The 20052-nt window shown below is 56.7% G+C and carries 21 protein-coding genes; 9 read left to right on the top strand and 12 right to left on the bottom strand.

The genetic code is table 11. The annotated features are described in order from the left end of the window. Positions 1 to 95: 95 nt before the first annotated feature. From ureE to QWJ10_RS13460, 4 genes are read left to right on the top strand one after another with little or no spacing between them, the layout of a single operon-like run. Positions 96 to 596 carry an urease accessory protein UreE gene (gene ureE / locus QWJ10_RS13445; protein WP_289927053.1) on the top strand — a complete coding sequence of 167 codons (501 nt, stop codon included), beginning with the start codon at positions 96 to 98 and terminating at the stop codon, positions 594 to 596. After that, positions 593 to 1264 (top strand): urease accessory protein UreF, encoded by a 672-nt coding sequence (locus tag QWJ10_RS13450; RefSeq protein ID WP_289927054.1) that lies wholly within the window; start codon positions 593 to 595, stop codon positions 1262 to 1264. Before ureE ends, QWJ10_RS13450 begins: the two co-directional genes overlap by 4 nt. 13 nt (positions 1265 to 1277) lie before the next feature. Continuing rightward, positions 1278 to 1892, top strand: a complete 615-nt coding sequence (gene ureG / locus QWJ10_RS13455; protein WP_010795863.1) for an urease accessory protein UreG — start codon at positions 1278 to 1280, stop codon at positions 1890 to 1892. A gap of 49 nt (positions 1893 to 1941) precedes the next feature. Beyond that, the gene (locus QWJ10_RS13460; RefSeq protein ID WP_289927056.1) at positions 1942 to 2415 is read left to right on the top strand and encodes a hypothetical protein; all 474 of its coding nucleotides are present in this window, start codon (positions 1942 to 1944) and stop codon (positions 2413 to 2415) included. Here the strand turns inward: QWJ10_RS13460 and QWJ10_RS13465 are convergent. The 6 genes from QWJ10_RS13465 to QWJ10_RS13490 all read right to left on the bottom strand — a co-directional run bounded on the left by QWJ10_RS13465 (position 2387) and on the right by QWJ10_RS13490 (position 8551). Continuing rightward, entirely contained in the window at positions 2387 to 3010 is a 624-nt protein-coding gene (locus tag QWJ10_RS13465; RefSeq protein ID WP_289927058.1) for a phosphatase PAP2 family protein, read from the bottom strand. The two genes, QWJ10_RS13460 and QWJ10_RS13465, sit on opposite strands and share 29 nt — an antisense overlap. 58 nt (positions 3011 to 3068) lie before the next feature. Next, entirely contained in the window at positions 3069 to 4313 is a 1245-nt protein-coding gene (locus QWJ10_RS13470; RefSeq protein WP_289927060.1) for a phospholipase D-like domain-containing protein, read from the bottom strand. A 61-nt stretch (positions 4314 to 4374) separates the two neighbouring features. Further along, on the bottom strand, positions 4375 to 5025 hold the full coding sequence (locus tag QWJ10_RS13475) for a MotA/TolQ/ExbB proton channel family protein (protein WP_010795867.1): 651 nt from the start codon (positions 5023 to 5025) through the stop codon (positions 4375 to 4377). 33 nt (positions 5026 to 5058) lie between these two features. After that, entirely contained in the window at positions 5059 to 7341 is a 2283-nt protein-coding gene (locus QWJ10_RS13480; RefSeq protein WP_289927063.1) for a TonB-dependent receptor, read from the bottom strand. Positions 7342 to 7363: 22 nt separating this feature from the next. Next, positions 7364 to 8140: an energy transducer TonB gene (locus QWJ10_RS13485; protein ID WP_289927065.1), complete on the bottom strand. Its 777-nt coding sequence runs from the start codon at positions 8138 to 8140 to the stop codon at positions 7364 to 7366. Between the two features lie 3 nt (positions 8141 to 8143). After that, on the bottom strand, positions 8144 to 8551 hold the full coding sequence (locus QWJ10_RS13490) for a biopolymer transporter ExbD (RefSeq protein WP_010795870.1): 408 nt from the start codon (positions 8549 to 8551) through the stop codon (positions 8144 to 8146). 209 nt (positions 8552 to 8760) lie between these two features. On the opposite strand from QWJ10_RS13490, the gene QWJ10_RS13495 reads away from it, so the two are divergent. Next, a complete protein-coding gene (locus tag QWJ10_RS13495; RefSeq protein ID WP_289927067.1) occupies positions 8761 to 9465 on the top strand; it encodes an aspartate/glutamate racemase family protein in 705 nt (234 codons plus the stop codon). Positions 9466 to 9486: 21 nt separating this feature from the next. Here QWJ10_RS13495 and QWJ10_RS13500 read toward each other — a convergent pair whose 3' ends face one another. The 4 genes from QWJ10_RS13500 to QWJ10_RS13515 all read right to left on the bottom strand — a co-directional run bounded on the left by QWJ10_RS13500 (position 9487) and on the right by QWJ10_RS13515 (position 14723). Next, entirely contained in the window at positions 9487 to 10836 is a 1350-nt protein-coding gene (locus QWJ10_RS13500; protein WP_289927069.1) for a hypothetical protein, read from the bottom strand. A gap of 157 nt (positions 10837 to 10993) precedes the next feature. Beyond that, a complete protein-coding gene (locus QWJ10_RS13505) occupies positions 10994 to 12367 on the bottom strand; it encodes a hypothetical protein (protein ID WP_289927071.1) in 1374 nt (457 codons plus the stop codon). A gap of 100 nt (positions 12368 to 12467) precedes the next feature. Beyond that, complete coding sequence (locus QWJ10_RS13510) at positions 12468 to 13523, bottom strand: hypothetical protein (protein ID WP_289927073.1); 1056 nt, start codon at positions 13521 to 13523, stop codon at positions 12468 to 12470. 135 nt (positions 13524 to 13658) lie between these two features. After that, positions 13659 to 14723, bottom strand: a complete 1065-nt coding sequence (locus QWJ10_RS13515) for a hypothetical protein (RefSeq protein WP_289927075.1) — start codon at positions 14721 to 14723, stop codon at positions 13659 to 13661. A 396-nt stretch (positions 14724 to 15119) separates the two neighbouring features. Here QWJ10_RS13515 and QWJ10_RS13520 point away from each other — a divergent pair, with 396 nt between their 5' ends. Further along, positions 15120 to 15413 (top strand): YciI family protein, encoded by a 294-nt coding sequence (locus QWJ10_RS13520; RefSeq protein WP_122041563.1) that lies wholly within the window; start codon positions 15120 to 15122, stop codon positions 15411 to 15413. Between the two features lie 33 nt (positions 15414 to 15446). Here the strand turns inward: QWJ10_RS13520 and nhaA are convergent, their stop codons facing one another. Continuing rightward, positions 15447 to 16622, bottom strand: coding sequence for a Na+/H+ antiporter NhaA (nhaA, locus tag QWJ10_RS13525; RefSeq protein ID WP_019367379.1), 1176 nt, complete (start codon positions 16620 to 16622; stop codon positions 15447 to 15449). A gap of 187 nt (positions 16623 to 16809) precedes the next feature. Here nhaA and QWJ10_RS13530 point away from each other — a divergent pair, with 187 nt between their 5' ends. The 3 genes from QWJ10_RS13530 to ahpF all read left to right on the top strand — a co-directional run bounded on the left by QWJ10_RS13530 (position 16810) and on the right by ahpF (position 19584). Continuing rightward, entirely contained in the window at positions 16810 to 17010 is a 201-nt protein-coding gene (locus tag QWJ10_RS13530) for a hypothetical protein (protein ID WP_157782935.1), read from the top strand. 332 nt (positions 17011 to 17342) lie between these two features. Then, positions 17343 to 17906, top strand: a complete 564-nt coding sequence (gene ahpC, locus QWJ10_RS13535; RefSeq protein ID WP_122041560.1) for an alkyl hydroperoxide reductase subunit C — start codon at positions 17343 to 17345, stop codon at positions 17904 to 17906. Positions 17907 to 18027: 121 nt separating this feature from the next. Then, a complete protein-coding gene (ahpF, locus tag QWJ10_RS13540) occupies positions 18028 to 19584 on the top strand; it encodes an alkyl hydroperoxide reductase subunit F (RefSeq protein ID WP_010795880.1) in 1557 nt (518 codons plus the stop codon). A gap of 86 nt (positions 19585 to 19670) precedes the next feature. Here ahpF and QWJ10_RS13545 read toward each other — a convergent pair whose 3' ends face one another. Then, complete coding sequence (locus QWJ10_RS13545; RefSeq protein WP_010795881.1) at positions 19671 to 20024, bottom strand: rhodanese-like domain-containing protein; 354 nt, start codon at positions 20022 to 20024, stop codon at positions 19671 to 19673. Positions 20025 to 20052 lie beyond the last annotated feature (28 nt).

A 20052-nucleotide genomic window follows, 5' to 3' on the forward strand; every position in this document is an offset into this window, starting at 1 on the left:
GCGCACGATCCCCTGTGCAACGCCGGTGAAACGAGCCGTTGCGTTCTGGCAGGCCGCTTGCTGTAGTCTTCATAAAGCACAGCGGATACTGCCTTATGTTGGTCATTCACACTCGTCTGCCCTCCCCCGATACCTGGCACGAAGAAATTCACCTTGGCTTCGAGGCGCGCAGCAAGAGCCGGCTGCGAACCGTGACGGCCAGCGGTGAAGATGTCGGGCTGTTTCTCGAACGCGGCCAGCCGCCCCTGTTTGACGGTGAAGGGCTGCGTGCCCAGGACGGCCGTATCGTACGCGTCTGCGCCCGCCCTGAGGCTCTTTTGCACATCACCTGCGCCAATGCTCATGAGCTGACCCGCGCTGCCTACCACTTGGGCAACCGTCATGTTGCGCTGCAAGTAGGCGATGGCTGGCTACGCATTCTGGAGGATCACGTACTCAAGGCCATGCTGGATCAACTGGGCGCTACGTGTGAATCGATCCAGGCGCCTTTCCAACCTGAGCATGGCGCTTATGGTGGCGGGCATCACCACTCACACCACGGTGAGGCTGATTTCAATTACGGCCCTCGGCTGCACCATTTCGGGGTGCGGATATGAGCCCGGCCTGGGCGTTGATGCGTCTGGCCAGCCCGCAATTACCCATCGGCGGTTATAGCTACTCCCAAGGGTTAGAGGCGGCCATCGAGACCGGCCTCGTAACCGACTCAAGCTCGGCCCGCGTCTGGCTCGAAGATCAGCTGGAGCTTAACCTTGCCCGCTTCGAAGCGCCCTTGCTGCTAGCTCACTGTCAAGCCGCAGCCTCCGGTGACTGGCTGCGGCTGGCTGAATTGGCAGGCCGCCACTCAGCCAGCCGAGAAACCCGAGAGCTGCGCCTGGAGAGCCGCCAGACCGGTTTTTCCCTGACGCAACTGCTCAAGGACTTGCCCGAACTGGACCCCGAAGCACGCGAGCACCTTTTAGCCAGCGAGCCAACGTTTGCCCTGGGTTGGGCGGTTGCCGCGCGTGCCTGGGCCATTACCCCGGCAGAGGCCGTCTCGGCCTGGCTCTGGGGGTGGCTAGAAAACCAGCTGGCCGTTCTGATGAAAACCCTGCCTCTCGGCCAGCAGGCAGCACAGCGACTGACCTCTGAACTCCTGCCAGCCCTGGACGCAGCCCTCGCAACTGCCCGCGCGTTGCCGGAAACCCTCTGGGGCAGCGCACCGTTTGGCCTGGCGCTCGCCAGCATGGCCCACGAACAACAATACAGCCGTCTTTTCAGATCCTAGGAGAACAAGCGCGATGAACACTCAACCCCTGCGCGTCGGTATTGGCGGCCCGGTCGGTTCCGGCAAGACGGCCCTCACCCTCGCCCTCTGCCGTGCCCTGCGTGATCGTTACAACCTGGCGGTTGTCACCAACGATATCTATACCCGTGAAGATGCCGATTTTCTCGTGCGCAACGAGGCGTTGGCCCCTGAGCGTATCATCGGCGTGGAAACCGGTGGCTGCCCGCACACGGCCATCCGTGAGGATGCTTCCATCAACCTGGAAGCGGTAGACCAGCTCAACCGCCGCTTTCCTGGTCTTGATCTGATCCTGGTCGAATCCGGCGGCGATAATCTTTCCGCCACGTTCAGCCCGGAGCTGTCCGACCTGACTATCTACGTGATTGACGTGTCTGCGGGCGACAAACTCCCCCGCAAGGGCGGCCCAGGCATCTGCAAGTCTGACCTGCTGGTTATCAACAAGGTGGATCTTGCCCCAATGGTCGGTGCCTCACTTGAAGTGATGGACCGTGACGCCCGCAAGATGCGGGGCGAGAAGCCGTTCGTGTTCAGCAACCAGAAAGTGGGCCAGGGCCTGGAGGACATCATCGCCTTTATCGAAAAGCAGGGCATGCTGACGGCTGCGTAGCGCCTCTATACTGCAAGGCAGATACGCAGTAGAGCCAAAAGGGGTTCCCATGAGTCACGCTGCTGCCTTGCACTGGATCATCGATCTGCTGAACGAGCGACACATCCCCTTTCTTTTATGCGGCGGTCTGGCGGCCCATGTTTATGGCGCCAGACGCCCGCTGAACGATATTGACCTTCTGATTCCAGCAGACCGTTTGCAAGAAATAGCCGCTGCCGGCGCTGCTGTCACGACCAAGCCCCTCGAGCGCCGCTGCGAGGAGGGCTGGGATGTGGAATACGTGCAGTTCAAAGTTGAAGGTGTGAAGATCGAGATAGGCGGCACGCCCAGTGCCCGGATTTTCGATAAGGGCCACTCAACCTGGAGAGACCTTGAGGCAAACCTGGCCAAAGCCCGCCCCGCCACGCTGCTGGGCGTAGCCCTTCAGGTAATGGACCGTGATGAGCTGGCCGCCTACAAAGTTATGCTCGGACGCGAAGTGGATACAGAAGACCTTATCGCCCTTTCGACGCCACACCCATGACCTTGGTGACGAGTACCGCTACGCTGGCGCCAAGCAGGCCACCGGCGACCACATCGGAAAAGAAGTGGTAGTTACACAGCAAAAGCCCCACCGGTATCACCGCGGCTATTACTACCGCAAGTCCCCTCAGGCGGGGCCAGCACAGGGCAATCGCCACGGCGGCAGCGTAGGCAACTGTGGTATGTCCAGAAGGAAAGGACGCGTACCAGTCTCCGCCGTGAAACCAGTTGAAGCCATAAGCCTGATTATGGATCAGCGAGGGATTGCCATGGGTCCAGGTCTCCGGCCAATAACGACCGAAGACAGGCTTGAGCGAATCCTTCACGCCCTTGGCGACCAGGACGCTGAAGGCCAGAACGAAGCAGCGGTGACGATGCACGGGCAACAATCGCTGACCGATGCCCAGGACAATGATCAGCAGTACCGCCAGCACCGTCAGCCAGTCCGCCACATGGGTCATCAGGTTGGGCCACGTCAGATGGCGCAGGTCGCCTGCATGGGCCCAATAGGCAATGGGCCGGTCGATCACGCCATATCCCAGCAGGATCAGCACAAGGCCACCTGCCCAAGCGATCAGCAACGATTTACGTGTCACGGTACAGGCTCCTTTCCAGGGTGAGCGGCATTCAGCCCGATACCCGTCCCGTTGGCAATCACGGCGTGCCGGGATGCGGCTCCGGGTAAGTACGCGTCACGCTGATCATGTCGGCATAGGGGCTGTTCCACAACTGCTCATGGAGCTGGCGAATGCGCTCGGCCATGGCGTGATCCTGCATCACCACCTCCAGGTTGCGGGAGTTATCCAGATAACCGCCGAGCCAATTGCTGGTGCCCACCCAGGCCAGGCGTCCATCGATTTCCATCGTCTTGCTGTGAATCACCCGCGCAAAAGGAATGAAACCGCCCGGATCGGCCGGCAGCGTGACGATCTTGACCTGTACATTCGGCAGCACGGCCAGGCTTTTCAGGTAGTCGATCTCCGGTGCGCCCGTGTTCCAGTGGGACACCATCAGCTTGATGGATACCCCTCGGGCGGCCGCCGCGCGCAAGGCATTGTCGATTACCGGGTAATACGGGCGGGTATTGTCCGGCCCATAGGAAAGCGGCGCATAGTCAAGCAACTGCACCCGCACCTCATGCCGGGCCTGAGCAAGCAAACGCGGTAACTCTATCTGGGAGTCACGCACGCCGGGCGGGTTGTAGCGCGCAGGGCTGGCGACCAAGTAATTGCCGGTAGGCGCTGGCTCCCTGCTGGAGTCCTGTCGCGGCTGCGGAATCGGTTTGCCCTCCGCCAAAGCCTGCTGTGCCTGCCAGTCCTGGTTGAAAATAGCCTGTATTTGACCCGCTACCGTGCGGTCGCTGATCCGCACACCTGTTTCATGGATATGCGTAAGGGAACGCCAATCAAAATTCTGGCTACCCACAAATGCCTCGCGGCCATCTACGACCAGATATTTGGCGTGAATGATCCCCCCGGTCAGCTGGCCATACGGCAATACATGCATGGTCAGATTAGGAATACTGCGTAAGCGGTCCAGCGTGGCAGGGTCCGACATCCGCAGCCCCTTCTCTTCCAGCAGGAAGCGAATCGTCACGCCGCGCTGCCCGGCCGCCTGCAAATGCTCAATCACAGTATCCAGTTGCGAACCCGGCTGACCGGACGCATAGAATTGGCCAATGTCGATACGGTGCTGGGCCCGGTCGAACATTTCGCTCCAGACCTCGACCGGGTTACGCAGGTCAGGCGTTGCCAGATCAGTCCCCACCGGCACCGTATGCACCAATTCGAACCCTGGAATCTTGAAATCGGCCCAACTGAGCGTACTGGCGCTGAGCAGAAAAAATCCGAACCACAGGCGTCGAGCGCCACGGATCGGCAAACGGGACAATACAGGCATGGAGGTCTCAAACAAGAAGGAAAAGACTGGGCGAGGACCGACTGGCCCTCGCCGCAACCGATCAGGCGGTACGGTACTGCGCCATTGGCTCTACAGATTGAACGTGGGCTTCATCCACAGGCTGAGCACCCATACTGGCACGAATCAGCAGGATCTTGAGCTGATCGTTGATGCGCTCCAGGCGATCCTGGAAGAAGTTATGAAAGACCACGCAGCCCAGCGCGATGGCAATACCCAAACCGGTCGCAAACAGCGCCGTTCCGATGCCTGCTGAGATCTGACCCGGGTCGGACACACCTGCCGAAGCCAGCGCCTTGAAGGTATCAATAATGCCCAGAATGGTACCCAACAGACCCAGCAGCGGCGCCGCGGTCGTAATGGTTTCGATGATCCATAGACTACGGGCCAGCGGTGCGCGGGTTGCGAGGTACTGCGCCTCGATTGTCTCGTCCAGTTCCTTGCGCGTTCCTCGCTGCGCCTTCTGCGCCAGCACCGGCCGCACCATGGTAAGCGGCAAGCTTTCGCGGCGGGTAAAGGACTCCGGCAGGTCACGGTCGCTGCGTACCTTGGCCGTCAGCAATGACTCCAGTTGGCGCGCCTGTCTGCGAGTATAGGCAAAATACAGGCTCCGCTCGATGATGACGAACAGGGCAATGGCAATAGCGCCGTACATGACATAAAACGTGATGTCATGGAGCAGGTCGGTATTCATATTCAGCACACCTCGTTAAAGAAGGTTCGAAGGTCAGAAGCTGGCTTCCAGGGACACCGTTACGGTCCGCTCGACGCCGACGATGTAAGCCGGGTCGCCGTCGCGGTAGCCGCTGTAGCTCGCTGCGTTGGTCTTGTAGGTGTACACACCGTCCAGATACTTTTTGTCGAACAGGTTGTCGACGTTCAGACGCAGGGTGGCGTCCTTGACGATGTGCTTGTCTACCGGCAGGTATATGCCAGCCCCAAGGTTGAAGATCGTCCGGCCCGGAATGCTCTCGTCATTGGTCAGGTCACCGTAGAGCTTACTGGTGTACTTGGCGCCGAAAGTGCCGTAATAGCGCCCGTCGTCATAACCGATATTGGCTGCCAGCATGTTCTTGGGCACGTTGGCAAACTGCTTGCCGCTGGTAGGCAGTTCCACCGCAACGCCATTGTTGTAGGCAGTGACGTCGTCCTTCTGCTTGGCACGGGTGTACGTGTAGGAGGTGTAGTAATTGAAGTTGTGCGGCAGCAGGCCGCTCCACTCCAGCTCAAGCCCCATGTTGTCTACGTCACCCGCGTTGATATCGGCGTAGTCACCGTTCTCGTCACGCGAGGAGACTTGGCGATCCTTGAACTTCAGGTAGAACAGCGTGGCCGACAGGGCCATGTCTTCCTGGGTGTAGCGCCAACCCAGCTCGTTGCTCCAGCTGGTCTCGGGATTAAGATTGATCGAGCCCTCACCCTGATCGTACAGCACGTAGTTGTACGGTATGCGCATGTTACGGGTCAGGTTATAGAAGAACTGGTTTTGCTCGTCGAAGCGGTAGCCAATACCCAAGGTCGGCAGCACCTTGCTATAGTTCTGGTGACGCTTCTCTGGCAACTCGGTCAGGCTGCCATGGTTGGTCCCCTTGCGATCGACATCCATGTAGGCCACGCCGGCGTTGAGCGTCCAGTCCGGGTTCATGTACCAGGTATCCTGTACCCAGACCTTATGGGCTGGCGTAACGGTGTAACGGTCGCGTCCCTGGATGATGTTGCCGTTGGCGTCGCGGGTCTCGTCCGAGTCAGACCAGACGCTCTCAGGCTTGCCACTGGACTTGAGTGCAATGAACGGCTGGGTCTGCCGCTGGCGGGCGCGTTCATACCAATAACCGAATTGCAGGCTGTGATCGCCCAGGTCCCAGTTCAGCTTGGTCGTGATGCCGGGGCGCCAGGTCTGGGTACGAGACGGCCGATAATAAACGCCGGTATAGGAAAGCCCGTCATTGGCGTAGCTGCTGGCCGTAGGCAGATTGCCCAGGTCGTAGACACCATTGCTGCTGGTTCCGCGGTTGAGCGAATACGCGGTACTGCCTACGCCGCTGCCGTCCCCCCAGTAGTAATAGGGGATGACCGACAGGGACATATCATCCCGCAGGCGGAATTGGGTGTTGAGCACGCCGGTAAAAGTCTTGAAGGGATTCTGTGCCAGCTCGTAGTACTTGGAAATCTTGCCGTTGGAGCCCAGCGCAGGCGGATTGGGGTTAGGATCGTATTTGCGCCCGTACTGGGTGAATTCATTCTTGGTGAGCTGGCTATAGCTGTTGTTGTCCTGCTCATGGTACTTGAGGATCAGGTTGGCCGTATTGCCATCCCCGGCGTCGAAAAAGCTGTTCCATTCCACCTTGTCGGCCCGAACGGCACCGTGACCGCGCCACATCTGACCTTCGGTATGCGAGGCAGACAGCCAGTTGGACAGGCCATTCCACTCGCCTGTGTTCAGACGGGCAAAGGTCTTGTAAGTACCGTTGCTGCCTGCAGTCTGTTTAACAAATGCGCCGGTCTCTTTGGTTGGCCGAATAGTTGTCAGGGTAATGTTGCCGCCACTGGAGCCGATGTGCGGACCGTCGGCATCCGAGGCGCCCTGTACTACGGAGATCTGGTCGATGTTTTCCGGATCGCCCAGCAGGTTGGAATACAGCGCATAGTTGCCCGAGTCATTGATAGGCATCCCGTCAACAGACATGCCGACCTGATCGGAGTTAAGCCCCCGCAGGGTGAAGCGAAAGCCCGACAGGCCCGTGGCGTCTTCGCTGGAGATGTTCAGTCCCGGTGTGTACTTGAGACGGTCGACGGCATTGGCGGTTGCCGTCTGCTTGTTCATGGCTTCGCGAGTAAGGGTGGAGCGCGACTTGGGGCTTTCTTCAGGGGTCATGTACCCGCTGCCCAGCGTGGTCTTTCCTTCGACGCCGATGGTGCCGACATCACGCTCACCGGTTTCCTGCGCCATGGCCACACCATGGCAAAGACCAGAGGCAACCAGCGCCAGGTAAATCCTTGTGTACTTCATTGGAATTCCTCGAATCGGATAATCACTGCATGCTGTAACTGAAGGTGGCGGTAAAGCGGAGCTGGTCCTTGCCGGCAAAGGCCTCGGACGGGAACGGCTTGACGTTCTTGATACGGTTCAGGCTGTTGGTGGCCGCGCGGTTGAGCAGCATGCTGCTGGCCTTGTCCTGTATGCCGGAGTCCAGTACGCGTCCGGCGCGGTCGACCAGCAGCCAGATCACGACATCGCCGTGTGGCCGCTCAAGCGATGCCTGGCGTCCGGTGGGGTACTGCTTGTAACGATCCAGCTCGGCACGCAACCCCTGTACGTAACCGCCTTCCAGTGCCTGGGCATTGACGGTCGGCTTGGGGGGGGCGGCGGGTGCCGGCTTGGCCGCGGCCGGAGCAGGTGCCGAAGCAGGCGTCGGCTTGGCTACCGGTTGCTCGACCTTGGCCACGGCAGGCTTGGCCACTGGCTTTGGCTGTGGTTTCGGCTGAGGCTTGGGTTGCGGCTTCGGCACTGGCTTGGGCTCAGGTTTGGGTTGCGGCTTGGGAGGTGGTGGCAAGGCAGCCTCCTCCTGCTCAACAACAGGCTCCGGCGGAGGCGCATTAACCGGTTCGGCTACAGGCTCCGGCGGTGTAACGACCGGTTCGGGTTCCTGAACAGGGTCCGGTTCAACCAAAGCCAATTCCACGGCCGACTCGTCGTATACCGGCTGAACTTTCAGCGGCGTACGCTGGGCATACAGGGCAATCAGTACCAGCGCAGCAAGCGCAGGTAGCCAGCCCAACACATGGCGGGAGCGATAGAACGTATACATGGATCAGGACTTGCGCGTGGCGATGGAGACGGAGGTAAAGCCGCCCAAACGAAGGGTGTCCATCACCTCGACCAACCGGGCTACTTCCACGCCCTTGTCGCTGTTGACGATAATGGTGGTCTTGCTGTCTGGTTTCTCCTGCGCCTTGAGCGCCACGACCAGGGCATCGACCTGAATGTCCTGACCATCCAGTTGCAGCTCACCGTTAGCGCCTAGCGTCAGGATGGCCTTGTTCTGCGGTTTGAGCTGTTGCGCGCTGCTGGCGCTAGGTAGCTGGGTTTTCATTCCCAATGCCGGGATCACGTTCAGACTGACCAGTACAAAGAAGACCAACAGGAACATCATCACGTCGATCATCGGGATGAGCTCGATATGAGCCTTGCGCTTCTTGGGTTCTTCCCAGGTTCTCATGATGACTGCCCTCCAAAATGATGGGGGCACGCTAACAACCGAAAATGACAGCGGGGTTAAGTATTCTTGACCATTTAAAGCTCTAGATCGGGCTTTTTACTGAACAATCGATACAGCTGTTAACTATCGGATCGGTACAGTGGCCTCTTGCCTTGCTGCATTGGACTGGCCTGTGAGACGGTTCCACTCCCTCATCAAGGAGCAGAATCATGCGAACGCTAGGACTTCTTGCCGGCATGAGCTGGGAAAGCTCGGTCACGTACTATCGCCTTCTCAATCAAATCGCCCGGCAGCGCCTTGGCGGTTTGCACTCGGCACCACTGCTTATGTGGTCAGTCGATTTTGCAAAGGTTGCCGAGCTGCAACATCACGGCGATTGGGACGGTTGCGCCAGACTGCTGGTAGATGCAGCACGCCGCCTGGAAACGGCAGGCGCCGAAGGTCTGCTCATCTGCACCAACACCATGCACAAGCTGGCCGAACCTATCCAGGCGGCAATTGATATTCCGTTGATCCACATCGCTGACGCGACCGCAAAAGCGTTAACGAAAGCCGGTATGCAGCGCCCCGCCCTACTCGCCACACGCTTTACCATGGAGCAGGACTTCTATGTCGGCCACTTGCGCGCCCACGGTCTGGACCCACGTATCCCGGACGCCCCAGGTCGCGAGCGGGTTCACCAGATCATTTATGAAGAGCTGTGCCAGGGCGTGGTTCGGGACGAATCCAGACAGACCTATGTGGCAGAAATCGGCAAGCTGGCCGACCAGGGTGCCGACAGCGTGATCCTGGGCTGTACGGAAATCGGATTACTGCTCAGCCAGAAGGATCTTGCCCTTCCTGTCTTCGATACGACCGAAATTCACGCCGAAGCCGCAATGGATTTTGCTCTGGGTAACGAGACGCTGCCGTAACGCACGGCAGCGTCTGCTCCCTCATTGCTGAAGCACAGAAGCCACGTTGTTCAAGCCATTCTGAACGATGGTCGCCGAGTCATTTCCGCTGTTGAAGTCACCATTGACCAAACCGCCCTGCACCACCGTTGCCACGTTGCCGCTCAGGCTCTGGCTGATACTGGCCTCGTTACCGCCATTGCTCCAGCTTTGCGTCAGGCTGGCGCTGTTGAGGTCACCGCTTTGGGTGATTTCAGCCATGGCCGTCCCAGTGGGGTTGGCCTGGGTGATGTCGGCCTCATTGTCATTGCCAGTCTGGGTAATCTCGGCCTGCCGGCTGCCCCAGAACTGGTCAATAGAAGCAGTGTTGCGATCACCCTCCTGGGCAATCCGCGCCACACTGTCATACACCATAGGCCCACCACCACCTTGGGCGGCCGCGGCCTGGTTGGCATTACCGGTTTGACTGACATCGATCACGCTACGGTCTGCCTGTTGGCTTAGTGTTGCGCTATTGGTAGAACCTAGTTGATCGAGATTAATGGTGTTGGTAATCCCATCCTGATTAATCGAAACGGTATTCTCATCACCAATGGAACTGCCACGCACCGTGGCGCCGAGCCCACTCTGCGCGCTGGTCAGCTGGTTGGTGTTACCCTCCTGGCGGAAAATGAACGACGCATTCGAGCCTTGATCAACCGTCGCGGAGTTGCCATTACCTACTTGATCCAATGTCATCTCGGAAAGATAACGTGAGGTACTCTGAGTGACAGACGCCAGATTTTCGTTACCGTTTTGGGTAACCGTAGCAACAGCTCCCGAATCGCTACTGCCCTGCTCCAGGATAATTGTATTGTTATCGCCTAATTGGGTAGTCTGTCCAACACCATAGCCGGTCTGAGTCACCTGAGTGGCGTTGCCGTTACCCACGCTGGAAGTATTAACGGTATTGGCGTACCACTGTTGCTGGATGGTATGTGTATTGTTGTTGCCTTCCTGATAGACCGTGGCCTCGGAGCCCTGCCCATCCTGCTGATACAGCGACACGCTGTTGTCATCGCCTGCCTGGGTTACAGTAGCCGATTGTGAGCCGCTGTCCTGATAAAGAGAGGCCGTGTTCCGGTTACCGGTCTGGCCCAGATCGATAGTGTTGGAAGAAAACGCAGTGTCCTGAACAGTCTCCGCGACGTTGTCATCGCCGTTCTGGACAATGACAGATCGGCCGAAACTGCCCGTCTGTGTTTGCGTCGCCTGATTTCTTGCGCCCTGCTGCTCCAGCGTGGCCTCGTTGTTGTCTCCTGCCTGATTCTGGGTAGCGGTATTGCTTTCAGCATAGGCATGGCTGCCAATAACCAACATCAAGGCAACAGCCAAGGGTTTTAACCTGAACATATGCACGTCCCTCAATAGCGTTATTGTTGTTGTCCGGGCCTGTATCTCACAGGATCGGACAGGCGGTAACGCACGCCTGGACTACGGCAGTAATTTTCAGGCCCAGACGCTAGAACAACAGGTGCTGCCTCATTCAGGACAACACCTGCACCGTCGGTTATTGCTGAATAACCGAAGCCACATTGTTCATACCGGTTTGAGAGATAGTGGCTACACGCTCACCGACCACTACTTCGCCATTGAGCAGGCCGCCTTGAGTGATACTCGCTACATTACCTACCACCTGCTGGGTAATTGTGGCCTCGTCGAACCCTACCGTGTCATGTTGAGTAATCGAGGCCTTATGGTTATCCCCAGTCTGCTGAATGCCGGCTGTTGTCCAACCCTCAATATTGCTGTGATCTATAGTCGCCTGGTTGGCTGCTCCGGCTTGCTCGATAAAACCTCTCGCCAAAGGCCCAAAGCTTTGATTCAACACAGCGCTGTTTGCCTCTCCTTCCTGAAGGACATAGGCACTGCTGTTAGGCTCGTAATCACTAACGTAATCATCTTGCGTAATGGCAGTCTCGTTTCCTGTTCCGGTCTGACGAACAGACGCGGTATGACCAAGCCCTCTTTGAGAGACAGCTATACGGTTGTTATCACCGTTCTGCTCCAGCCATGCATTCAAGTATGTCCCCACTTGACTGGCTTCTATGACGTTGCCATTTCCAACCATGGCGCCGCCCAAAGAGCCTCGCCAGATGCCTTGGTCTGCAACAAGATCATTGCCAGTGCCATCCTGAACGAACTCAAGCGTTGCCATATCGGAACGTTGAGCCAAGTTGGCTGTATTGCCATCACCTACCTGATTCAGGATCAAGTCGATTTGCCCATACCGCGACGAGGTTTGATAAAGCGTCGCCGCCTGGTTTGTACCCTCTTGGTAGACCTCGATATTGCCCCCGGCGTAGCCTACACTTTGGGTCAGCTCAACCGAATTACCCTCGCCTCGCTGCTCAGCATGCGCAGGTCCGCCTCCATACTGCGTAGTGGTTGCGCTATTTCCATTACCCACACTCGTTACGCTTAATTCATTGCCGTAGCGCAGCTGCTGGATGTTATGGATGTTCCCATTCCCCTCCTGATACAAGCTGGCAACCGAGCCATTGCCGTCCTGTTGGTAAAGCGTTATGTCATTACCATCTCCTCGCTGCAAAACAGTAGCCTGATGTCCGTATCCCAGGTTCTGTTGATTGAGCAGCGCGGTGTTCTGATTGCCAATCTGTTCAAGCCGCAGACTATTTTCAGGAGTAGAAGCCTGGGAGACCTGCTCGATTTGAGCTGAGTTACCGTTACCGGTCTGCACAACTTCCGAGCGACTGAAATCACCCCTTTGAATCTGGACAGCGTTATTACCCTCACCGGCCTGCTCCAGAAGAGTATCGTTGTAGTTACCGTCTTGTGTTTGGATAGCAGTGTTATTTGCGGCAAGGGCATAACTGCCTGAGAGTATCAGCAGTGCCATAACCAAGGGCTTGAGCGTAAACATGTAGAAGTACCTCTATGAGGTCACACGAACGGGCGAACTCTGGCCTTACCAGCCCAGTACTCAGGGCTGGCGCTAACCATGTCAGCGCCAGCTGCTTACATCACTGCTGGGTAATCCTGGCAATGTTTCCTGTACCGTTCTGCAGGACGGTAGCTGAGTTGCCGTTTATATCTACTGGCGTGGCCTGAGTAATGGCAACCTGATTGGAGAAGCCTATCTGGCTGACCGCAGCCAGGCTGTTGTTGCCAGACTGGTCGATTGTGGCGAGGTTACCGTCACCCTCCTGTACGAGATCTACACGAGCGAAATACAGGTCCTGGGTAATAGCAGCCACGTTGTCATTGCCCGTAGAGCGTCCTGTAATGGTGCCGCTGATACTAAACTGATCAATTGTCAGGTCGTTATTATTGCCCTGCTGGGCAAAATCAACCGTACTAAATCCGCCGTTTTGATTGATCGTGGCGGTATTGGTATCACCTTCCTGCGCTAATGCCACACTGGTCGCAGGATAGCGACCTGAGCTTTGGTTAACGGAAGCCAGGTTTTCATTGCCGTTCTGCTGGATTGTGGCTGTACCACCTGAGGAGCCGCCAGTTTGATCCAGGTTGATAACATTGTTATCGCCTGTCTGTATCGCGTCTGCCTGCATTCCGTGCCGTTGTATAGCATTCAGAGCGTTGCCATTACCAACCGTACGGGCTTCAAGCGTATTGCCGCCATAGCCGTTCTGCTCGACATTGTGCGTATTGTTGCTGCCTTCCTGATACAGCGTAGCGACAGCGCCATTACCGCCTTGCTGATACAGCGCTACGGTGTTTGTATCGCCCAACTGGGTAACAGTGGCGCTATGCTCTAGATCGAAGCTCTGCTGGTAGACCTGGGCTACGTTGCTATCTCCTGTCTGATAAAGATCAACCGTATTTCCAAACCCCAGCTGCGTTGTTTCAGCCGCGTTGGTGGCCCCATTCTGAGTAATGGCCGAGCGATGTTCGTTGCCCTCTTGAGTTTGGGTAGCGGTATTGCCTTCGCCCGTCTGCTCCAGTGTCGTTTCGTTGTAATTACCGTCCTGCGTTTGGGTAGCGGTGTTGTTTGCAGCCAGGGCACAGCTGCCGGAGAGCATCATCAATACCACAGCCAAAGGCTTGAGTTTGAACATGAGAGATCCCTCTAGACGTATAAGTTAACCACTAAGGCCCATACCAAGCGCAGGGAATGATCCCTACGCCTGGTTAGGTAAATGGGACCGCTACGCTTGGGCAGGCAGTAACAGCCCCAAATGCTCTACTGACTGCTACTGCTGGGTAATCCTGGCCACGTTGCCGGTACCGCTCTGCATGACGGTCGCTGCGCTCCCTTCACCGAATACACCAGCTATACCGGTTTGCGTCAGCGCAATCTGATTGGCAGAGCCCATTTGATTGACGGTTGCGATACTTCCACTACCGGCCTGGTTGATCGTGGCCAAATTGGCATCACCCTCCTGCACAAGGTCTACCTTCGTGTAGTAGTCACCTTGCATGATGCTGGCAACGTTGTTGTCACCGACTGAACGCCCGGAAATGGCTCCGTTAGTGCTGAACTGATCGACATTCAACTCGTTGTTGCTACCCTCCTGGGTAAACTCAACGACGTCAAAGCCGCCACGCTGACTGATGGTCGACGTATTGGCATCGCCGTCCTGCGTCAGCGTCACTCGCCCAGCAGGGTAGCGGCCCGAGGTCTGCGTTACCGACGCCAGGTTGCTGTTGCCGTCTTGGGTAATCGTGGTCCAGCTTCCGCCCATACTGCCAGTCTGATCCAGACTGATGAGGTTGTTGTCTCCGGTCTGGATAGTCTGTGCAAATACACCCTCATTGCGTTGAATGGCATCAAGCCTATTGCCGGTACCTACCGTACGCGCTACCAGCTCCTTGAAACCTTCACCGTTCTGTTCAACTTCATGGATATTGTTGTTGCCCTCTTGGTACAGAGTCGCCACGGAGCCATTACCGTTCTGCTGGTACAGCGTCACGTGGTTCGTATCGCCCAACTGGGTAACGGTAGCGCTATGCCCATAGATAAAGCTCTCCTGGTAGACCTGAGCTATGTTGCTATCACCCGTCTGGTATAGAGCGACCGCATTTTCAAGTCCTAGCTGTGTCGTTTCTGCCGAATTAGCGGCCCCATTCTGAGCAATGACGGAGCGATGCGCTGAGCCAGTCTGGGTCTGCGTCGCAGTATTGCCCTGCCCGCTCTGCTCGAGGACGACTTCATTGTTATCGCCATCCTGCGCTTGGGTGGCACTATGGCTGGCAGCAAAGGCGGTAGTACCAAGGGAGATGAGAAGAATTAATGCCAAAGGCTTGAGCGTAGACATGAGTACTTTCCTTGATTAGTCGTAAGGCCGATAAGCTGAGCAAAAGGCAAAGCTGTAAAACCATTAACTACTCATGAAGGCACACGTGAAGGCGTGCCCAGTGACTCCTGTAACAGTTGATCGGCAGGTTTGACGTCCAGCATCCCCGGCAACGGATCGTCCTACTCACCCGCGCGAGCACGTATGGCAGTGCCCCACGGTAACAATCTGATCTCCAGCCTGGAGATACGGAGGCGAAGATTCGTGCAAATCTGTCTTTACGAATATCCATCGAACGGTGTAATACGATGAATGGTATTCATCCTAGACACTTGCGCTGGTTTATAAGACAGAACTGTCAGGCACTCGAATCGCCTGGACTGATCTCCACCAACACAATTAAAAACAGGAGCCACCATGCAATTTGTAGTAACCGCCTACGACCATACCGATCCAGAGGCCTTTAATCGTCGACTGGAAAATCGCCAGGCTCATCTGGAAGGAATTCGAGCCATGGCCAAGGAAGGAACATTTATCAGCGGCGGGGCCATTCTGAACGATGAAGGTCGAATGGTAGGCTCAACCGTACATGTCGAATTCGAGAATCGCGAGGCACTGGACCTCTGGTTGAAGAACGACCCCTATGTCACGGGTCGCGTCTGGAATGAGATTGATGTACGGGAAATCAAGCTCGTTAACATCACCACATGATGCAAAAAGGGCACCTTCCGGTGCCCTTTGCTCTTAGGCGTTTTTCTTTTTGCCGACCGCAATCAGCATAAGCGCACCCAGACAGCCGGACGTAATCGACCCCAGCAGTACACCGATCTTGACCGCATCCACCAGTTCTGGCGAATTGGGGAATGCCAGCAGGCCGATGAAGAGGCTCATCGTGAAGCCGATTCCACACAGCAGGCCGATCCCGTACAGCTGCTTCCAGGTGGCATGTTCCGGCAGTTCGGCCAGCCCCAGGCGAATGCTCAACCAGGCAAACGAGAATACGCCCACCTGCTTGCCAACCAAGAGGCCCAGCGCGATCCCCAGCGGAACCGAGCCCATCATGGAGGCAAGGCTCACGCCATTGAACGAGACACCAGCGTTGGCGAATCCAAAGATCGGAATGACCAGAAACGCGGTGTAAGGATGCAACGTATGCTCAAGACGCTCCAGCGGCGGATGCTTCGAGCCGGTACGCAGCGGGATGGTCAGGGCCAGCGCTACCCCGGCCAGTGTCGCGTGTACGCCCGATTTGAACACGAAGAACCACAACACGATACCGACCAGCAGATACGGCAGGATTCGCGTTACGCCCAGCTTGTTCATGGCAATCAGCACCAGCAGGGTGACACCCGCCAGTCCCAACATCGGCAGGGACAGATCTGCCGTGTAGAACACCGCGATGATGCACACGGCGAACAGGTCGTCGAGAATCGCAAGCGCTGTCAGGAAGATTTTGAGCGATACCGGAATACGCGAGCCCAGCAGGGAGAGCACCCCGAGTGCAAAGGCGATGTCGGTCGCTGTGGGAATCGCCCACCCCTGAAGCAATTGTGCATCGTCATGATTGAGCGCGGCGTAGATCACTGCTGGCATGATAGCCCCGCCTAATGCCGCCAGCCCTGGCAGTGCACGCCGCCCCCAGGTGGACAATTGCCCGACCAGCATCTCACGTTTGATTTCGAGCCCGACCAGCAGGAAGAAGACGGCCATGAGTGCATCGTTGATCCAGTGCAGAACACTCATGCCCAGCACGTAGCGCTCCAGGGTGCTGAAGTACACACTGGCCAGCGGCGAATTCGCCACGATCAGCGCAATCGCAGCCACTGCCATTAGAAGCAGTCCGCCGGAAGCCTCGCTTGTCAGAAAGGCCCTGTAAAAGGCCCGGAGGCTATTCGAGCTTCTAATCTTGTTGTCCCGCATCTTTCAACCTCATTCCTGAAAATGTAATAGAAGCCTTAAGGGCTTTTCTTTGATGTGTTATCGAATGCGACCACGGCATTCTGTGGCCATGCGCGCCAGAGCGCTTTGAACAGAGTCGCCAACAGGACCGCAAAAAAGATTCCCCAAAATTCAGGGCTCCGCCAAAGCGGAAAGAATGGCCAGGAAAATGATTGTTGGTTACAGGCTGACTGCACTTGAAAAAAAGAGTGTTAAAGAGAAAAAACAGGCAACACACTGTGTGATGACGCGCCTGATCGCCATAATTATTGCCTTTTACGCTGCGCAGGTTCAGACCAATCAATGGCAAAGTGAATCTGCTTGGAGAGTCGGAGCCCTCAGGAAACAACTGGACGAATGCGGCTCCTGACATGTTTCTCCTTCGTCATCCTGTTTATCGAACACGATCGACAAGGAAATCATATTTTTCAGCCCAATGCTTAACAGCTGTTTTTCATGAAATGTCTGAGCCAGGCAAGCGCACGCTTGAATTCCGACATTTCAGCCATACCACTAGTGCTTGCGGCAGTGTTTGTTGACCTCAGAACCTCCAAGTGCTCCGCCTGAAAGAAAGACTTAATGATCCTGAATGGCTGGATAGGTCAAACTTATGAGATTGATGCCCACATTCAATTAAGTCTAATGTGCATAAGCGAGTATCTTATCTCTCGCCAATTCTTAACCCCTGATGGAGATTCAGTGATGTCTTTGATCAATTCCGAGATCAAACCGTTTAAAGCTACAGCGTACAAGGATGGCAAGTTCATCGATCTGACTGAAGCTGACTTCAAAGGCAAGTGGTCTCTGGTTGTTTTCTACCCAGCTGACTTCACCTTCGTTTGCCCGACTGAGCTGGAAGACCTGGCTGACCTGTACCCTGAATTCCAAAAGCTGGGCGTAGAGATCTACGGCGTATCGTGCGATACCCACTTCGCTCACAAAGCGTGGCACGACACTTCCGACGCTATCAAGAAGGTTCAGTACGCTCTGGTTGGCGACCCGACTGCAACTCTGGCTCGCAACTTCGATGTTCTGATCGAAGAAGAAGGCCTGGCGCTGCGTGGTTCTTTCCTGATCAACCCGGAAGGCCAGATCAAGCTGTGTGAAGTACACGACAACGGCATCGGCCGCGACGCGTCCGAAATGCTGCGTAAGGTCAAGGCTGCTCAGTACGTTGCCTCCCACCCGGGCGAAGTTTGCCCTGCCAAGTGGAAAGAAGGCGAAGCTACTCTGAGCCCGTCTCTGGACCTGGTTGGCAAGATCTAAACGCCAACACACGGTTATCTGCGCTTAGGAGCCGGCTTCCGGCTCCCTCTAGTGCCCGAACGCCCGGGCGGAACACGTCCGGGCGTTTTTATTCCCGAAATTTGTCGAGAGGTAATGCCTCATGTTGGACGCCAGTCTTAAAACTCAGCTTAAAGCCTATCTGGAAAAGGTTACCAAACCCTTCGAGATCGTCGCGTCCCTTGATGACGGCGCTAAATCTCAAGAAATGTTGGGTCTGCTCCAAGACATCGTCAGCCTGACTGACAAGATCACCCTGCGCACCGATGGCAATGATGCTCGCACGCCTTCGTTTGCCCTGAACCGTCCGGGTGAAAACATCAGCCTGCGCTTTGCCGGTCTGCCCATGGGCCACGAGTTCACCTCGCTGGTTCTGGCGCTGCTGCAAGTGGGCGGTCACCCGTCCAAGGCCAGTGCAGATACTCTGGAAGCGATCCGCTCGCTCAAGGGCGAATTCAATTTCGAAACCTACTTCTCGCTGTCCTGCCAGAACTGCCCTGACGTTGTTCAGGCGCTGAACCTGATGGCCGTACTGAACCCGAACATCCGCCACGTTGCGGTCGACGGTGCGCTGTTCCAGGACGAAGTTACCGAGCGCCAAATCATGGCTGTGCCCAGCATCTATCTGAACGGCGAACCGTTCGGTCAGGGCCGCATGGGTCTGGAAGAAATTCTGGCCAAGCTCGATACCGGCGCCAGTGCCCGTGACGCTGAAAAGCTCAGCGCCAAGGACGCCTTTGACGTACTGGTTATCGGTGGTGGTCCTGCCGGTGCTTCCGCTGCTGTGTATGCTGCCCGTAAAGGTATTCGTACCGGTGTTGCAGCCGAGCGTTTTGGCGGTCAGGTACTCGATACTCTGGCGATTGAAAACTTCATTTCCATCAAGGAAACCGAAGGCCCGAAACTGGCCGTAGCCCTTGAAGAGCACGTGAAGCAGTACGACGTCGACATCATGAACCTGCAGCGTGCCGAGCAACTGATTCCTGCCACCGAGGCGGGCCAGCTGCACGAAGTCAAGTTTGCCAATGGTGCTTCGCTCAAGTCCAAGACGCTGATCATCTCCACCGGCGCTCGCTGGCGTGAAATGAATGTCCCGGGCGAGAAGGAATACCGTAACCGTGGTGTAGCCTACTGCCCGCATTGCGACGGCCCGCTGTTCAAGGGCAAGCGCGTTGCAGTTATCGGTGGCGGCAACTCCGGTGTGGAAGCGGCAATCGACCTGGCCGGTATCGTGGCACACGTGACTCTGATCGAGTTCGACAGCCAGCTGCGTGCGGATGCGGTACTACAGCGCAAGCTGCACAGCCTGCCGAACGTGACCGTGATCACCAGCGCCCTGACCAGCGAAGTGAAAGGCGACGGACAGAAAGTGGTTGGCCTGACCTACAAGGACCGCAACTCCAGCGAGTTCAAGTCCATCGACCTGGAAGGTATCTTCGTCCAGATTGGTCTGGTTCCCAACACCGAATGGCTCAAGGGCACCGTCGAGCTGTCGCCCCGTGGCGAGATCGTTGTAGATAGCCGTGGCGAAACCTCGCTGCCGGGTATCTTTGCGGCCGGCGACGTAACAACCGTACCGTACAAGCAGATCGTGATCGCGGTCGGCGAAGGTGCGAAGGCTTCCCTGGCTGCATTCGATTATCTGATCCGCCAGGTGTAAGTTTGACTGTGTACCGCTCTGCCGGTACACAGCATTCTCAAAACGCAGGGTATCTAAGATGCCCTGCGTTTTTTGTTGCGTGTTGATTAGTCTTTCTGGGTATTGCAGGCCGCAAGGCCTCCCTCGATGGAGACGACTTGGGTGTATCCCATGCGCTGCAGGCTTTCGGCGGCCAACGCTCCCCGGTTACCGCCACCGCAATAGCAGACGATCGGTGTGGCCTTGTTGGCTGCCAGTTCGCCGATGTGCATTTCAAGAATTCCCCGACTCATGTGGGTCGCGCCGTCCAGGTGCCCCCGTTCGAACTCGTCTCGCTCCCGAACGTCCAGAAGCAGCGCGCCCTGATCGACCAGTTGCTCGGCTTCAACGGGCGAAACCTGCCGAATACGAGACTTGGCTTCGGCTGCAAGTTTGAGAAAATCGTCTGAATGGTTAGCCATAGTGCATCCTCTCTTCTGCAGCCAAGCT

The organism is Pseudomonas sp. WAC2 (genome assembly GCF_030403525.1).
Taxonomy (GTDB): Bacteria; Pseudomonadota; Gammaproteobacteria; order Pseudomonadales; family Pseudomonadaceae; genus Chryseomonas; species Chryseomonas luteola.